Here is a 15316-nt window from a genome sequence, read left to right as displayed (position 1 = left end):
CGCCCTGTCGGCAGAGAGCGTACGGTGCTCAGGCGGCAAGCCCCTGTCGGCCCGTCCGCGCCCGCAACACGGCGTCCAGGCTTACGACGCCGGCCCCCTTGACCACCACGATCACCAGCAGCAGGCACCACAGGGCACGCTGGTCGAGGATCGCGGCATCCGGCACCCGGTCGAACCAGGCGCCCAGCGTTTCGGCATGGGCGATGCCGCCATGACCGAACAGGTCGGTCAGCGACTGCACCACGACGAACCCGATCATCCCCAGCGCCGCCAGCCGCGTCGCCAGCCCGATCACGATCAGCAGGGGCAGCAGGAACTCGGCCCAGGTCCCGGCCACGACGATCGCCCAATGCCCCCAGCCCAGCTGCGAGACATCATAGGTTACTGCCTCCATCGCCTTGGGAAAGATCTGCGCATAGGCGCCGGTCGAGGGCCGCAGCAGGCCGAATAGCCCGTCCCCCAGCTTGGTCATGGCGGAGGCCCAGAAATAGACCAACAGCGTGCCGGCAAAGACCAGCCGCGCCAGCAGCGGCAGTACCCCGTCGCCGAGCCGCTCGACGGTGGCGAACAGACGGTCATGCAGGGCGAACAGCGGTGCCATCCGGGCTCTCCTTCACATCGATGGCGCAGAGCGCGCCGGTTTGCAGCAACAGGGTCAGCGTGGCGGGCAGGTCGAAATCCGCCCCGGCGCGCTCCAGCGCCGCGTCGAAGCGCGATCCATTTAGGACCGCCGCCAGGAACGCCCCGCCCCCCTTCGGCAGCAGGTGCGGCTCCGGGTCGAATCCCGGCCGGGCGACCAGGACATCCTCGGCCCGCGCCACGGGTTTCGGCGCATCTGTCGCCAAGGCATGGCTCCAGATCGACAGCACCGGCCAGGCCGAGCGCAGCAGGATCGCCGAGGGCGCAAGCCGCAGCCGCGCAGCGCCCAGTGCCGCCTCGTCCAGACCTTGCAGCACTGCCGGGTCGATCGGTGTGCTGTCGGCGGCGTGGTAGGACCGGCGCAGCGCCAGCTCCAGCCGCGCCACATCCGGCAGGAACTTCATATGGGCCAAGGGGGGCAGGCCGGCCAGGAACGCGGGAAACCCCGCGCCATAGCCCGCCATCAGGGGCGAGGCAGGCGGCTCCTGCCGCAGGTAAAGTCCTGCGACGCGGCCGAAATTCTCTGCTCCGATCAGCCTTTCGAGCGCCGGAAACCCGACTGCCAGCGCCTCGCGCAGCGACACCGCCACGTTGTTGCGATAGACGGCATAGCGTCGTCCCGCCGGGCGGCCCGCGCCGTCGGTCAGCCCCTCGGGCACTGGCTGCGCCGCATCCAGCAGCGCCTGTCCGAACAGGTCCTCGCTCACCGTCTGCATGGTACGGTCCTCGCTTCTCTGGTTCTAAAACACGGTAGGGGCAGAGCCCCCTCAGCCCGGGGTCACAAGCGCCAGCGCGCGCTCGGCGCGGCAGGCCTCGTCCCGCAAGACAGGCCATTCGGGCACGTCGGTATCCCATTCGATCAGCACCGGCATCGGGCCGGTGCGCGCCAGAACCACGTCCAGCAGCGACCAGACCGGATCGGCGACGGCGCGGCCATGGCTGTCGATCAGCAGCGGCAGACCATGATCGTCCTCGTCCGCGTCATGCCCGCCGAGATGGATCTCGCCCACCGCTTCCAGCGGAAAGGCATCGAGATAGCCCACCGGCGAGAACCCGAGATTCGTCGCCGAGACAAAGACGTTGTTGACGTCCAGCAGCAGGCCGCACCCCGTCCGCGCCACGACCTCGCGCAGGAATTCCGGCTCCGGCCAGGTGCTTTCGGCGAAACCCAGGTAGGAAGAGGGGTTTTCCAGCAGCATCTGCCGGCCAAGCCGTTGCTGCACCGTATCGATGTGGGCGCAGACGCGCCCCAGCGTGGTGTCGGTATAGGGCAGCGGTAGCAGATCGTTCAGAAAGGCCCCGTCATGGGTCGACCAGGCCAGGTGTTCGGAAAACCGCGCCGGGTTCAGCCAGCCGACCAGGCGGGCCAGCCGGTCGAGATGTGCGGGGTCCAGCGGCCCGGCGCCGCCGATCGACAGGCCGACGCCATGCACCGAGATCGCGAAACGGTCCGACAGCGCGCGCAGCTGCGCGACGGGACGGCCGCCATCGCCCATGTAGTTCTCGGCGTGCACCTCCAGCCAGCCTATGGGTCCGGGGTCCGACATGACGTTGTCGAAATGCTGCGGCTTGAAGCCGACGCCCGGCCGGGGCGGAAGGGAGTGGATCGTGTCGAACATGGCACCTCTCCGGAAAGAAGGTAGGGCGGGGCTGAACCCCGCCCAGCCCTTGGGTCAGCCCTGGGGCAGGTCGCGCTCGAGCGGCTCGAGGCTGCCCATCCGGTCGTCCGGCAGGTCGAGGGTCATGCAGGTGCCGGCGTCGACCAGCGTCCAGGCATTGCCCTGATAGTCCACCTTGGATGTGCCGGCGCAGGTTGTGCCGGGGCCCGCGGCGCAGTCGTTCTGCCCGGCGAGGCTGACGCCATAGCACTTTTCCTTTTCCTGGGCATGGACGGCGGTTGCGGCGAAGGCGGCGGCGACGGCACCCACCAGGGCGGCGGTCTTGAGGGTCGTGGACATGAAACTTCCTTTCGTTATCAGACAGTTTGAAATCGCGCCGGTGACAGGCTGTCTGCCGGTGAGACAAGAGTGCCGCGACAATCCGTCCCGCGCCACTCACGCCCCCGTGTTTCACGCCCGTGTCAGGACACGTCATGGCGGCGTGACGTTTTGCCTGTGCAGAAACCCTTTGGAAACAGGGCAATGAAAAAGGGCCGCGTAACAATGCGCGGCCCTTTTCCGATGTTGCAGGTGCGGTTGTTACAGAAGATCGGGCGGCGTGGCGGCGCGCGCCATCTCGCTCACGATCTCCGTCAGCGATGTTACAGCGGTCTGCTTCTCGCCCAGCCGCCGCACGGTCACGGTGCGCTCCTCGACCTCGCGGTGACCGATGGCCAGGATCACCGGCACCTTGCCGAGGCTGTGCTCGCGGACCTTGTAGTTGATCTTTTCGTTGCGCGTGTCGGCTTCGGCCCGCACACCCGCCGTCTTCAGCGCCGCGACCACCTCGTGCACGTAATCATCCGCCTCGGAGACGATCGAGGCCACGACCACCTGGCGTGGCGCCAGCCAGAAGGGCAGCTTGCCCGCGTGTTCCTCGATCAGGATGCCGATGAAGCGCTCGAACGACCCCAGGCAGGCGCGGTGCAGCATGACGGGACGGTGTTTCCCGCCGTCCTGGCCGATATAGGTGGCGTCCAGCCGTTCCGGCAGGACGAAATCCACCTGGTGCGTGCCGCATTGCCACTTGCGCCCGATGGCATCGGTCAGGGTGAATTCCAGCTTGGGGCCATAGAAGGCACCTTCGCCCGGGTTCACCACGGGCTCAATGCCTGCCGCCCGTGTCGCGGCCAGCAGCGCCGCCTCGGCCTTGTCCCAGGTCTCGTCGCTGCCCGAGCGCACCTCGGGCCGGGTCGAGAACAGCACTTCGAATTCCGGAAAGCCCAGGTCGCGGTAGATGTTCGACAGGAAATCGATGAAGCGCGCGGTCTCGGCCTCGATCTGTTCCTCGGTGCAGAAGATATGCGCGTCGTCCTGGGTAAAGCCGCGCACCCGCATGATGCCGTGCAGCGCGCCCGAGGGCTCATACCGGTTGCATGACCCGAACTCGGCCATGCGCAGCGGCAGGTCGCGGTAGCTTTTCAGGCCGACGTTGAAGATCTGCACGTGGCAGGGGCAGTTCATCGGCTTGAGCGCGTTGATCGCCTTTTCGCGGGCGTGCTCCTCGTCGACTTCGACGATGAACATGTTCTCCTGGTATTTCTCCCAGTGGCCCGAGGCGACCCACAGCTTGCGGTCCACCACCTGCGGCGTGTTCACCTCGACATAGCCGCCGCGCGTCTGCTGGCGGCGCATGTAGTCCTGCAGCGTGGTGTAGATCGTCCAGCCGTTCGGATGCCAGAAGACCTGCCCCGGCGCCTCTTCCTGCATATGGAACAGGTCCATCTCGCGGCCGAGGCGGCGATGGTCGCGCTTGGCGGCTTCCTCGAGGAAGTTGAGGTAGTTCTTCAGCTCGTCGCGGTTGCGAAAGGCCACGCCCGAGACGCGTTGCAGCATCGGCCGGTCGGTCTGGCCGAACCAGTGCGCGCCCGACACGCCCATCAGCTTGAACGCATCCGCCGGAAGCTGGCCGATATTGCCCAGGTGCGGGCCGCGGCACAGGTCCTGCCAGTGGCCGTGCCAGTACATGCGGATCGGCGCGCCCTCGGGGATGCGGTCGACCAGCTCGACCTTGTAGGGCTCGTTGTTCGCCTCGTAGAATTTGCGCGCGCGGTCGCGCTCCCAGATCTCGGTCGTCACCGGGTCGCGCTTTTCGATGATCTGCTTCATCTTGGCCTCGATCTGGCCAAGATCCTCGGGCGTGAAGGGCTCGGCCCGGTCGAAGTCGTAGAACCAGCCGTATTCCGTCACTGGTCCGATCGTGACCTTGGTGTCGGGCCATATCTCCTGCACGGCGCGGGCCATGACATGCGCCATGTCGTGCCGGATCAGCTCCAGCGCCTGCGCCTCGTCCTGCATCGTGTGGATGGCGATGGTGGCGTCAGAGTCGATGGGCCATTGCAGGTCCCAGTGCGCGCCGTTCACGGTGGCGGAAATGGCCTTCTTCTCGAGAGATTTCGAGATCGACGCGGCCACTTCGGCCGGCGTTACGCCCGCCTCGAACTCACGCGCATTGCCATCGGGGAAGGTCAGGGAAATCAGGCTCATCGGCCATGCTCCTCGTCGGTTTGGCGCCCACGGAACGCCCGGTTGCGGGTTATGTGTGTGCCCGCCTTTTGGCGCTGCGCCACTGGCCTGTCAAGCGGCCCAGGGAACCCGGGGCTTTTCCGCGCATTGTCCAAGGGCATGACGACAAGGCAGGACCACATGAGCGAGGCATCGCACCAGATCTACGAAACCCTGACCGGCGCGGATCAGGCGCAGGCCAAAGAGGCGCGCAACGGGCTGCGCCACATGGCCAGCCTGAGCATGACCAAGGTGGCCGACGGGCTGATCGATCCCAAGCTGGTGCTGTCGTGGCTGTCAGGTGCGCTGGGGGCGCCGGCGGCGCTGACGGGCCTGCTGGTGCCGATCCGAGAGGCCGGCGCGCTGTTGCCGCAGATCGCGTTGGCGGGCGTCGTTCGGGCGCGGCGGCACCGCAAGTGGGTCTGGGCCGCGGGATCGCTCGGGCAAGGGGTCGCTGCGGCGCTTGCGGTGCTGGTCGCGCTGACGCTGGAGGGCTGGGCGGCGGGTGCGGACCTGTGCGCGGCGGTGGCGCTGCTGGCGCTCAGCCGGTCGGCGGCCTCGGTAAGCTACAAGGACATCCTCGGGAAATCGGTGCCCGCGACGCGCCGGGGCGCGGTGACAGGCGTCGCCGGGTCGGTCGCGTCGGCGGCAGTGGTGCTGTTTGCGCTGGCGATGCTGTCAGGCGCGCTGCGCGACACCGGGCCGGTGATCGCCGCCATCGCACTCACCTCTGTCCTGTGGCTGGGGGCGGCCGCGCTGTTCTCGCGCCTGGAGGAAGACCCGTCAGAGCCCGAACGCGGCGCCCGGCTCGACCTGTCGCCGTTGCGCGACGATCCGGGGTTCCGACGGTTCATCGCGGTGCGTGGGTTGCTGACCGCGACGGCTCTGGCGCCGCCGTGGTTCGTGCTGCTGGGCGGCGGGCAATCGGCCTTGCAGGGGCTTGGCGCGCTGCTGCTGGCCTCGTCCGCGGCCTCGTTCCTCAGTGCCTATGTCTGGGGTCGCCTGGCGGACCGGTCGTCGCGGCTGGTGCTGGTAGCATCGGGCGTGACGGCCGCGCTGTTCTCGGCGCTGGCTGTGATCGCCGAAATCGCCGGGCTTGCGGCGCTGCCGGGGGTCATTCCCGGGCTGCTGTTCCTGTTCATGCTGGCCTATCACGGCGTGCGGCAGGGACGCTCGACCTACCTCGTCGACATGGCGCCCGAGGCATCGCGCGCCAGCTATGCGGCCCTGGCCAATACGGCGATTGGTATCCTGCTGCTGGGGACCGGCGCGCTGGGCGGGTTGCTGGCGCTGGCCGGACCGGTCTGGGCGCTGGCGGGCTTCGCGGGCCTCAGCCTTGGCGGCGGACTGCTGGCGCTGCGCCTCGACGAGGTCGAGCACGACGCCTGAGCCTGCGGGTTTCCCAGGCCGCGCCGCCACGCTATCCCTGTGGCAAGAGTCGAGGAGGGGATCATGGCAGAGGTTCGATATCTGGAGGGGCCACGCGGCGAAAGGCTGGCTTATGCCCATACGCCGGGCGGGGGGCCGCTGGTGGTGTTCCTGTCGGGCTACCGGTCCGACATGGAGGGAACCAAGGCGGTTCACCTGGAATCCTGGGCACAGGCGCGCGGTCGGGCCTTCCTGCGGCTGGACTATGCGGGTCACGGCCTGTCGGGCGGCGTGTTCGAAAAGGGCTGCATCGGCGACTGGGCGGCGGATGCCGAGGCCGTGACCCGCCATGTCACGCAAAGGCCGGTGATCCTGGTCGGCTCCAGCATGGGCGGCTGGATCGCCTGCATCCTGTCGCAGCGCCTGCCGGTCGTCGGTTTGGTCGGTATCGCCGCCGCCCCCGATTTCACCGAGGACGGGTTCTGGGCCGGCTTCACCGAGGACGAACGGCGCAAGGTCATGGAAGAGGGCGGCATCCTCGTGCCGTCGGCCTACGAGGATCCCTATGTCGTCACCCGTCGCCTGATCGAGGACGGCCGCGAACAGCGCGTCCTGACCCGGCCGCTGCCGATGCCCTGGCCCGTGCGCCTGCTGCAAGGCACCGAGGACGAGGCCGTCAGCCGTGACACCGCCCTGCGCCTGCTCGACCATGTCGACGGGCCGGACGTGCGGCTGACCCTGGTGCGCGGGGCCGACCACCGCTTTTCTTCGCCCGAGTGCCTCGCGCTGATCGAGGCGGCCATCGCCGAGGTGTCTTGAGGCAGCTATTCTACATCACCCATGCGGACGTGGTGCAGGATCCCGCGATCCCCGTCACCGACTGGCCGCTGTCAGAGCGGGGAAAGGCCCGGCACCGGGCGCTGGCCGCGCGGATGCCGCCGCTGGGTGCGGTCTTTTCCAGCCTTGAACGCAAGGCGCAGGAAGGCGCGCAGATTCTCGCCGAGGCGCAGGGGCTCTGGCCGCGCGGCGTGCTGTTCCTGCACGAAAACGACCGGTCCGCCACCGGCTACCTGCCGCCCGAGGAATTCGAAGCAGTGGCAGACGCCTTCTTTGCCCGCCCACGCGACAGCGTGCGCGGCTGGGAGCGCGCCATCGACGCGCAATACCGCATTACGACCACGCTCAAGCGTATCGTGCCGGAAAGCCGCGAGGGCGACGTCGCCGTGGTGGCGCATGGCGGGGTCGGCGCGCTGCTGCGGGCACATCTGCTGGACGCGCCGATCGACCGCAGCCACGACCAGCCCCTGGGCAAAGGGGGCGGGCATGTGCTGACCATCGCCCTGCCGGACTGGACGCTGGTGCAGGACTGGACGCCAATCGAGTCTTTTCGGGACGGGCCGCGATGATGGATGTCCTGATCCTGTTGGCGGGCGTGGCTCTTGCGGGGGGTGCGCTGTGGCGGTTTGCCCCGCGCGAAAGGGTCGAGACGGCTATCGATTTCGAACCCGGCAAGCTGGCTGGCGGCGTCGACGCCTGGCTGGCGCAGGCCGAGGCGGCGGTTCCCGGTATCACGCCGGGCACGCAGAAACGGATCGTCTGGGCCGGGACGTCAGAGACGCAGACGCCGCTTTCGATCCTCTATATCCACGGCTTTTCTGCGACGGCGCAGGAAATCCGGCCGCTGCCCGACCGCGTGGCGCAGGCGCTGGGCGCGAACCTGGTCTTCACCCGGCTGGCCGGGCATGGGCAGGACGGCGCGGCGCTGGCGCGGGTCACGGCGGGCGACTGGATGGCCGACATGGCCGAGGCGCTGGCCGTGGCGCGCGCCGCTGGCCGCCGGGTCATCGTGATCGCCACCTCGACCGGCGCCTCGCTGAGCGTCCTGGCGCTGCGCGAGGCGATGGGGCAGGGGGTTGCCGGGCTTGTGATGATCTCACCCAATTTCCGTGTCAGGAACCCGATGGCGGCCATGCTGACCTGGCCATTCGCACGCAGTTGGCTACCCCGGCTCGCGCCGCACGAGCAGGCCTACGAGACGGTGAACCCGGATCACGCACGCTATTGGACGACCCGCTATCCCAGCGTGGCGACCTTTCCGATGGGCGCGGTGGTGCAGGCTGCCCGGCACGCCCCGCATGCCGAGATCCGCATCCCTGCCCTCATCGTCTTCGACACCAACGACAAGGTGATCGACCATCGCGCCACGCGCGCGGTCGCCGCGCGCTGGGGCGGGCCAGTGACGCTGCACCCGGTCTCGGTCGGGTCGGGCGACGACGCGAACCGCCACGTGATCGCAGGCGATATCCTGTCGCCGGGGATGACAGGCCCGCTGACCGATGCCATCCTCGACTGGGCGCGCGGATTGTAACCGCCGGGAGAGTCGCATGGAGCAACGGGTCAGCCTGATCACTCTCGGATGCCGCGACATGGTGCGGGCCGAGGCCTTTTATCGGTCGCTGGGTTGGCGGCCGGTGGACAGCCCCGAGGGGATCGTCGCCTTCGACCTGATCGGGCAGGCCCTGGCGCTCTATCCGCTGGCGGACCTCGCCCGCGACATGGGGCTGGACGAGGCCGCGCTTGGTCATGGCGCGGCGACGCTGGCGCATAACCTCGACACGCGCGAGGCCGTCGACGCCCTGACCGCCCGCGCCGAGGCGGCGGGGGCGGCTGTCCTGCGCGCGCCGCACGCGGTCTTCTGGGGTGGCTACATCGCCTATGTCGCTGATCCCGAGGGGCATGTCTGGGAATTCGCCTGCAATCCCTTTTCAAAACTGGGTCCCAACTGCGAATTCCGCTGGAACGGATATGACTGACCTGCGCGGCACATCATCGGGTGCCGGATGAGACGCCCGGCGTCCATGCGCGGGCTGGAAACCCTTGGTCGTGAGCGGCTGTCGCGGCATTTCTGGATGCGCGAGTTCCTGTGTTCCGAAATCGGCAACATCCAGGGCATCCTGAACATACCCGACGACCCCGACCTTGCCCTGGAGCGCGGGCGGGCGCTGTGCACCACGCTGCTCGACCCGCTGGAAGAGACGTTCGGCCGGATCTTCGTGCGGTCGGGCTATCGGTCGGCGGCGCTGAACGCCTATGGCAACACGCACAGGCTGAACTGCGCGCGCAACGAGCATCCGCTGGAATGCCATGTCTGGGACTGGCCCGGTCGCGCCATCGCCGGGGCCTCGATCGTGATCCCCTGGTTCGCGGATCGATACGCGCAGGGACGCGATTGGCGTGACCTGGCATGGTGGATCCACGATCACCTGCCCTATTCCGAACTCTGGTTCTTTCCGAAACTCTGCGCGTTCAACATCGCCTGGAGGCCGGTTCCTCTGCGGCGGATCGACAGCTATGTTGCGCCCAGGGGCTGCCTGTTGCGTCCCGGTGCGGAACCGGCAGAGGATTTGTCGGCGCGGCGGGCGCGGTATACGGATTTTCCACCTTTTCGCGGCATCCCCCTGCCATGAAGCGGACGGGGGCGGAATGAGACAGGAGACGGTCATGCAGGACACCGGCGCGCTGACCCTGCCGCAGCGCCGCATCCTGGTCGAGGCGGCGGATTACCTGTCGGCGGCGCTGTGTGCCGACCTGACCGAACTCGCGGACGGGGCGCTTTACGCGTCGGGTCTTGCGGCACAAGACCTCGCCTGTCTCGCGCTCGAGGGGCTGGGCCTGTTCAATCCCGCCGGACGGCGGCGGACCTGGGTCGTGGCGCTGACCGGCGAGGCGGCGCGCGCCCATCTGGACGCCCGGCTGGACCTGACGCCGGGCCAGTTCTCGGAGGTGCTTCAGGCCTTTGTCGAGCACGCGATCGGCCATGTGCGCAGCCTGCCCGATGACCGGACGCCGTTCACGGTCCCGCCCATGCACGCCCGGATCGGCGCCGCGCTGCTGGCGGGTGGCTACCTGCGCCGCGCCGAGGGCGGGCGGGTGCGATGGACCGACCGAATCCACCCCTACATGCAGGAGGCGCTGCTGTGGGATTCCGAGGGGCGGTGCCTGTCGGCGGTCTATGCCGCCCAGGAAGAGGCCGAGGCGCGGCTGTTCCTGTCGCGCCTGCCCGATCACCTGCGCCGCAGCCTGACGCGCACAGTCCGCGAAGAGGGCGGGATGGCCGGGCTGGGCCTGCTGCGCAGGCACTGGACCGGAAGCGGCTGGAGCGACCTGCCCCTTGTCACCGGGCAGCGCCAGGCCGGGAAGGACCTGCAACTGACACTCTACATGACCGTGGCTGAGCTGATTCTCGACGGCCGGATCTGACCGCACAGCCTTGCCCGGTTGGCGGCATCCCGCCAGCCGCCGCTTTCCATCCCCGGTCAGTTCGGCGATAACCGAGCGCGAGGCAGGCAGGGCCCCCTGCCGTGACAGGGGGCAAGACGGGGCAGTGCGTGGTGTATGCTTGAAACGGTGGTCTTTCTTCCCGGGCTGATGTGCGATGCGCGGCTGTTCGGGCCGCAGATCGCCGACCTGTCGCGCGAGCGCGGCGTCCTGGTCGCGCCCACCTCCGAGGGGGAACGGATCGAGGAGATTGCCTCGGGACTGCTGGATGCGATGCCGCGCCGGTTTGCCTTGGCCGGACATGGCCTGGGCGGCGCGGTCGCGATGGAGATCCTGCGCCGCGCGCCCGAACGGGTCAGCCGGCTGGCACTGCTCAGCACGCATCCGCTGGCCGAGACGCCGCAGCAGGCTGCCGAACGCGATCCGCGCATCATCCGCGCCCGGACCGGCCGGCTGGCCGAGGCGCTGGCGCAGGACATCCCGCCGCATGCCGTGGCCGAGAGCGGCTGGCGGGGCGAGATCATGGCTCTGCTCAAGGACATGGCGCAGGGGCTGGGACCCGAAGCCTATGTCCGCCAGAGCCGCGCCTTGCAGCGGCGGCGCGACCAGCAGGCCACGCTGCGCCGGGTGGCGGTGCCGACACTGGTGCTGTGCGGCGAGGCCGACCCGGTGTCGCCGGTCAAGCGGCACAGTTTCATGGCCGACCTGATTCCCGGCGCCGTGCTGCGCGTCCTGCCGGGGGTAGGCCACTATCCCAGCCTCGAGGCGCCCGACGAGACCGCGCAGGCGTTGCGGGACTGGCTGGCAGAGCCGCTCGTCCTGCGTTGAGCCGGGTTTTTCAAAAAGGGGCGCGTTCCGCGCGCAGGAAATCTCGGCGCGCGGCCTTGCGGCCTTCGCCTCGGGCGGGCGCCGGTGGCGGCGGTGCGCCCATTGACCTGCGACGCGCGGGTTTCTATGTCAGGCAGGCGTGGAAGGCCGGACGGCCGCGCGGGGGCGACCCTGCGAGGAAAGTCCGGACTCGCTGAAGCGCCGGTGCCGGGTAACTCCCGGGCAGGGCAACCTGACGGAAAGCGCCACAGAGAACAGACCGCCCCGGGCTTGTCCCGGGGTCAGGGTGAAACGGTGGGGTAAGAGCCCACCACGGCCTTGGCAACAAGGGCGGTGATGGCAAGCCCCACCGGGAGCAATGCCAAATAGGGACCCCGCGCCCGCCTGATCCCGCCCGGGTTTCCCGGGCATCGGGATATCGGGGCAGGGCCGCTTCAGCCCGAGGGGTCCGGGTTGGCAGCACGAGCCGGCGGGCAACCGTCGGCCCAGAGGAATGGTCGTCGAGCCGGGGCGCGAGCCCCGGGGAACAGAATCCGGCTTACAGGCCTTCCACGCGCGAAATTCCGCCCCGCGCCCCGTTGACTCGGGGGCGCGGATGGGTAAAAGGCGGGTTTCAAGGATTTTCCGGGATGCGCCGCGGGCGTGGCCCGTTGCAGGAGACGAACCATGGCCAAACCGACGACCATCAAGATCCGCCTGAACTCGACCGCGGGCACGGGCCACTTCTACGTGACCAAGAAGAACGCCCGCACGATGACGGAAAAGATGAGCATCAAGAAATACGATCCCGTCGTGCGCAAGCATGTCGAATACAAGGAAGGCAAGATCAAGTAATCTTGCGGCCTTTTCGGGAATGGCAGGGCCGCGCCGTCTGGTGCGGCCTTTTGCGTTGGCCCGGGCCCGCGGCGCGCTATCTGGCGCGTCGACGGAGGACGCCATGACCGAGACCCTGACGCTGCGCCGCGCGACCGAGGCCGATATCGGCGCACTCGACCGGTTGTTCCAGCGCAGCTACAGGATGCTGCTGGAGCCCGACTATTCGCCCGTGGTGCTGGTCATGGCGCTGCCGGTGATGGCCCGGGCGCAGCCGGCGCTGATCCGATCGGGCTTGTTCCATGTGGTCGAAACGTCCGACGGGCGGCTGGCCGGTGCCGGGGGCTGGTCGTTGCAGGCGCCCGGAGGGCGGCCCGGACAACGCGGCGTGGGCCATGTACGCCATGTCGCCACCGATCCGGCGTTCAGCAGACGCGGCGTGGGGCGGATGCTGATGGCGCATGTGCTGCTCGAGGCGCGGGCCAGTGGCATGACTTCCCTGCATTGCCAGAGCACCCTGACCGCGGTGCCGTTCTACGAGGCACTGGGCTTTGTCCGGCGGGGTCCGGTTGCGGTCACGCTGGCGGGCGGCATCGAGTTCCCAACGGAGTTCATGGTGGCGCAACTCTGACCCGAGCGTGAGCAATGAAAAAGGGCCGGTCCCTGCGGACCGGCCCCGTTTCTTCCGGCGCGGCCGGATTATTCCCGATTGCCCAGCAGCTGGAGCAGCATCATGAACATGTTGATGAAGTCCAGGTAGAGGCTCAGCGCGCCCATGATGGCGGCCTTGGCCAGCCATTCCTGGTCGCTATGCGCGGCATGCTCGATATACTCGGACTTGATGCGCTGCGTGTCATAGGCGGTCAGGCCGGCGAAGATCAGCACGCCCAGGATGGACACGGCAAAGGCAATGGCCGGCGAGCCGAGGAAGATGTTGATCAGCGAGGCGGCGATCAGCCCGATCACACCCATGATCAGGAACGAACCCCAGCCCGAGATGTCCTTCTTGGTCGTGTAGCCATAGAGCGACAGGCCCGCGAAGGCGATCGAAGTCACCAGGAACACCTGTGCGATCGAGTAGCCGGTGAAGGTGATGAAGATCGAGCTGATCGACAGGCCCATCAGGACCGCAAAGCCGTAGAACATGGTCTGAACGCCGGCCGCGGACAGGCGATTCACCGCCGCACCGAAGCCGAGGAAGATGAAGGCCAGCGGCGCCAGCATGATGACCCACTTGAGCGGCGACATGTAGATCGCCTGGCCCAGTGCGGTCAGGTAACGGTCGGCACCGATCTGCACCGCGGCCTGCGCCGGGTCCGTCGTCGTCGCCAGCCCGGCAATCGCCCAGGCGGCGGCGAAGGTGATCAGCGTGCCCACGGACATCGTGCCGTAGACCTTGTTCATGTGGGCGCGCAGGCCCTCGTCAATCTGGGCGGCGCGTGCGCCGGAGACGCCAGCCGCCCGGATCGTATTGTATTCAGCCATTGAAGCCTCCGAATAGACCCTGTTGAACTCCGCGCCACGCGCGGACCCGACGCGCGCATGCGCGACGACCCTGCATGGAATATTGGCAAGGTGGAGGCCTTTTTCAAGGACTTCCGGTCAGGAAAAGCTGTGTTTCAGAAACGCCAATTGTCCGGAGCGTCCCAGATGGGCCGGGATGCCTCGGCCATCGCCTCGTCGCGGGTCAGGCCGATGTCGCGCAGGGCGGCCTCGTCCAGCCGGGCCAGGGCCTGGCGCTGGCGATAGATGGCCGACCAGCGATGCAGGCTATGCAGCAGGTTCAGGGGTTGCAGGGCGAAAAAGCCGGTTTCAGCACGGATCATGATGTGTTCCTTCGCGATTCTTGATGTTTGGGACGTGTTCCATTTTCTATGTTGATGTATATGCTGCGCTGCGTCATACTTGAAGCGAATGTTTTTGAACCATCTCATCACGGATGATGATATGAGGAACCTCGACATAACCGCGCTGCGCTCTTTCGTGGCGGTCGCCGAAGCGGGCGGCGTCACGCGGGCGGCGGGCTTTCTGAACCTGACGCAATCGGCGGTCTCAATGCAGATCAAGCGGCTGGAAGAGACGCTGGAGCTGAGCCTGCTGGAACGCTCGGGGCGCGGCGTGCGGCTGACACCCGCGGGCGCGCAGTTGCTGAACTATGCGCAAAAGATCATCGCCCTGAACGACGAGGCCTATCTGCGTCTCACCCACCAGTCCTGGGAGGGTGAGATCGTGCTGGGCGTGCCGACCGACATCGTCTATCCGGCGATCCCGCGCGTCCTGCAACAGCTGGGGCGCACGCATCCGCGCCTCAAGGTGCAGCTCATCAGTTCCTACACCCGCGAACTCAAGACGCAGTTCGCCCGCGGCGAGGTCGACATCATCCTGACCACCGAGGACGGCGTCGATCCGGGCGGCGAGACCCTGGCCGAGGTGCCGTTGCGCTGGGTCGGGGCACCGGACGGGCAGGTGTGGCGGGCGCGACCGCTACGGCTGGCCTTCTGCCGGCTCTGCGGCTTTCGCGAAGGGGCGCTGCGGCGGTTGGACGAGGCCGGCATCGACTGGGAGATGGCGGTGGATTCGGACAATGACCGCACGGTCGAGGCGACGGTCAGCGCCGACCTGGGCATCACCTCGAGCCTCGAGGGGCACGCGGCGCCACAACTGGCCTACCTGGACGATCCTGCCTTGCCCGACCTGGGCAAACAGAAGATCAACCTGTATGCGGGTACGGCGCGGCCCGCGCTGGTGGGGGCCGTGTGCGACGCCTTGAGGCAGAGTTTTGCGGCGGTGGCTGCGGCGGCCTGATCGCGCGTCAGACGCCCACGTCGGGGCCGTAGCACAGCATCGGTTTGCGGTCCTGGTTGGCCTCGTACAGGACGGTGCTGGCCGGATCGTCCTGGAAGACCGCGCGCAGCTTGTCGCCCTCGGCGTAGAAGGTCCAGCATTGCGGGTCGGGTGTGTCCTCGTAGACAAAGCAGATCTGCCCGGCTTCCTCGTACCAGAAGCCTTCCTTGCACTTGCCGTCTAGGAAGGACCAGCGCACCTGGCGGTCGGGCAGGTATTCTTCGACCCCGTAGGCCTGGCCGGACAGGCCGTAATACAGCGTCTTGCCCGTCACATAGCGTTCGAATTCCTTCGCGCTCATCGGTTCGGCGGCCTGGGCGGCAACGGCGACAAGGGCAAGGATGGCGGCGGCGAACATCTGTTTCATGCGCAGAGCCTGCCAG

At 67.9% G+C, this 15316-nt stretch carries 19 protein-coding genes and 1 other RNA gene; 12 read left to right on the top strand and 8 right to left on the bottom strand.

The features are described from left to right. Window positions 1-28 precede the first annotated feature (28 nt). From KB874_RS18720 to thrS, 5 genes are all read right to left on the bottom strand, one after another. The gene (locus tag KB874_RS18720; protein ID WP_212538085.1) at window positions 29-601 is read right to left on the bottom strand and encodes a DoxX family protein; all 573 of its coding nucleotides are present in this window, start codon (window positions 599-601) and stop codon (window positions 29-31) included. Then, window positions 576-1355, bottom strand: coding sequence for an HvfC/BufC N-terminal domain-containing protein (locus KB874_RS18715; protein WP_212538084.1), 780 nt, complete (start codon window positions 1353-1355; stop codon window positions 576-578). The genes KB874_RS18720 and KB874_RS18715 overlap by 26 nt, the downstream gene beginning before the upstream one ends. 51 nt (window positions 1356-1406) lie before the next feature. After that, entirely contained in the window at window positions 1407-2258 is an 852-nt protein-coding gene (gene bufB, locus KB874_RS18710; protein ID WP_212538083.1) for an MNIO family bufferin maturase, read from the bottom strand. A 54-nt stretch (window positions 2259-2312) separates the two neighbouring features. Next, complete coding sequence (locus KB874_RS18705) at window positions 2313-2597, bottom strand: BufA1 family periplasmic bufferin-type metallophore (protein WP_212538082.1); 285 nt, start codon at window positions 2595-2597, stop codon at window positions 2313-2315. A gap of 240 nt (window positions 2598-2837) precedes the next feature. Further along, the gene (gene thrS, locus KB874_RS18700) at window positions 2838-4784 is read right to left on the bottom strand and encodes a threonine--tRNA ligase (protein WP_212538081.1); all 1947 of its coding nucleotides are present in this window, start codon (window positions 4782-4784) and stop codon (window positions 2838-2840) included. Window positions 4785-4943: 159 nt separating this feature from the next. Here thrS and KB874_RS18695 point away from each other — a divergent pair, with 159 nt between their 5' ends. The 11 genes from KB874_RS18695 to KB874_RS18645 all read left to right on the top strand — a co-directional run bounded on the left by KB874_RS18695 (window position 4944) and on the right by KB874_RS18645 (window position 12720). After that, entirely contained in the window at window positions 4944-6191 is a 1248-nt protein-coding gene (locus KB874_RS18695) for an MFS transporter (protein ID WP_212538080.1), read from the top strand. A 63-nt stretch (window positions 6192-6254) separates the two neighbouring features. Then, complete coding sequence (locus KB874_RS18690; RefSeq protein WP_212538079.1) at window positions 6255-6989, top strand: alpha/beta hydrolase; 735 nt, start codon at window positions 6255-6257, stop codon at window positions 6987-6989. After that, window positions 6986-7576, top strand: coding sequence for a histidine phosphatase family protein (locus KB874_RS18685; RefSeq protein WP_212538078.1), 591 nt, complete (start codon window positions 6986-6988; stop codon window positions 7574-7576). The genes KB874_RS18690 and KB874_RS18685 overlap by 4 nt, the downstream gene beginning before the upstream one ends. Beyond that, on the top strand, window positions 7573-8538 hold the full coding sequence (locus KB874_RS18680) for an alpha/beta hydrolase (protein ID WP_249200625.1): 966 nt from the start codon (window positions 7573-7575) through the stop codon (window positions 8536-8538). Before KB874_RS18685 ends, KB874_RS18680 begins: the two co-directional genes overlap by 4 nt. A 16-nt stretch (window positions 8539-8554) precedes the next feature. Continuing rightward, window positions 8555-8983: a VOC family protein gene (locus tag KB874_RS18675; RefSeq protein WP_212538077.1), complete on the top strand. Its 429-nt coding sequence runs from the start codon at window positions 8555-8557 to the stop codon at window positions 8981-8983. Between the two features lie 45 nt (window positions 8984-9028). Beyond that, window positions 9029-9637, top strand: a complete 609-nt coding sequence (locus KB874_RS18670) for a hypothetical protein (protein ID WP_212538231.1) — start codon at window positions 9029-9031, stop codon at window positions 9635-9637. Between the two features lie 34 nt (window positions 9638-9671). After that, on the top strand, window positions 9672-10430 hold the full coding sequence (locus KB874_RS18665) for a hypothetical protein (RefSeq protein ID WP_212538076.1): 759 nt from the start codon (window positions 9672-9674) through the stop codon (window positions 10428-10430). Between the two features lie 135 nt (window positions 10431-10565). After that, window positions 10566-11276 (top strand): alpha/beta fold hydrolase, encoded by a 711-nt coding sequence (locus KB874_RS18660; protein ID WP_212538075.1) that lies wholly within the window; start codon window positions 10566-10568, stop codon window positions 11274-11276. Between the two features lie 139 nt (window positions 11277-11415). Beyond that, an RNA gene (gene rnpB / locus KB874_RS18655) (RNase P RNA component class A) lies at window positions 11416-11833 on the top strand. A 109-nt stretch (window positions 11834-11942) separates the two neighbouring features. After that, window positions 11943-12110: a 50S ribosomal protein L33 gene (gene rpmG / locus KB874_RS18650; RefSeq protein WP_089276079.1), complete on the top strand. Its 168-nt coding sequence runs from the start codon at window positions 11943-11945 to the stop codon at window positions 12108-12110. Between the two features lie 103 nt (window positions 12111-12213). After that, the gene (locus tag KB874_RS18645) at window positions 12214-12720 is read left to right on the top strand and encodes a GNAT family N-acetyltransferase (RefSeq protein WP_212538074.1); all 507 of its coding nucleotides are present in this window, start codon (window positions 12214-12216) and stop codon (window positions 12718-12720) included. Between the two features lie 68 nt (window positions 12721-12788). Here the strand turns inward: KB874_RS18645 and KB874_RS18640 are convergent, their stop codons facing one another. Both KB874_RS18640 and KB874_RS18635 read right to left on the bottom strand, forming a co-directional pair. Next, window positions 12789-13574: a Bax inhibitor-1/YccA family protein gene (locus KB874_RS18640; protein ID WP_212538073.1), complete on the bottom strand. Its 786-nt coding sequence runs from the start codon at window positions 13572-13574 to the stop codon at window positions 12789-12791. A 134-nt stretch (window positions 13575-13708) separates the two neighbouring features. Next, window positions 13709-13915: a DUF1127 domain-containing protein gene (locus KB874_RS18635; RefSeq protein WP_212538072.1), complete on the bottom strand. Its 207-nt coding sequence runs from the start codon at window positions 13913-13915 to the stop codon at window positions 13709-13711. Between the two features lie 121 nt (window positions 13916-14036). Between KB874_RS18635 and KB874_RS18630 the strand changes: the two genes are divergently transcribed. Continuing rightward, window positions 14037-14894 (top strand): LysR family transcriptional regulator, encoded by an 858-nt coding sequence (locus tag KB874_RS18630; protein WP_212538071.1) that lies wholly within the window; start codon window positions 14037-14039, stop codon window positions 14892-14894. 7 nt (window positions 14895-14901) lie between these two features. Here the strand turns inward: KB874_RS18630 and KB874_RS18625 are convergent, their stop codons facing one another. Next, entirely contained in the window at window positions 14902-15300 is a 399-nt protein-coding gene (locus KB874_RS18625; RefSeq protein ID WP_212538070.1) for a hypothetical protein, read from the bottom strand. Window positions 15301-15316: the final 16 nt, after the last annotated feature.

The organism is Thetidibacter halocola (genome assembly GCF_018224955.1).
In the GTDB taxonomy this organism is placed as follows: domain Bacteria; phylum Pseudomonadota; class Alphaproteobacteria; order Rhodobacterales; family Rhodobacteraceae; genus Thetidibacter; species Thetidibacter halocola.
The sequence above is the reverse complement of the archived record's forward strand: the minus strand, read 5'-3'. Positions and strand labels throughout refer to the sequence as shown.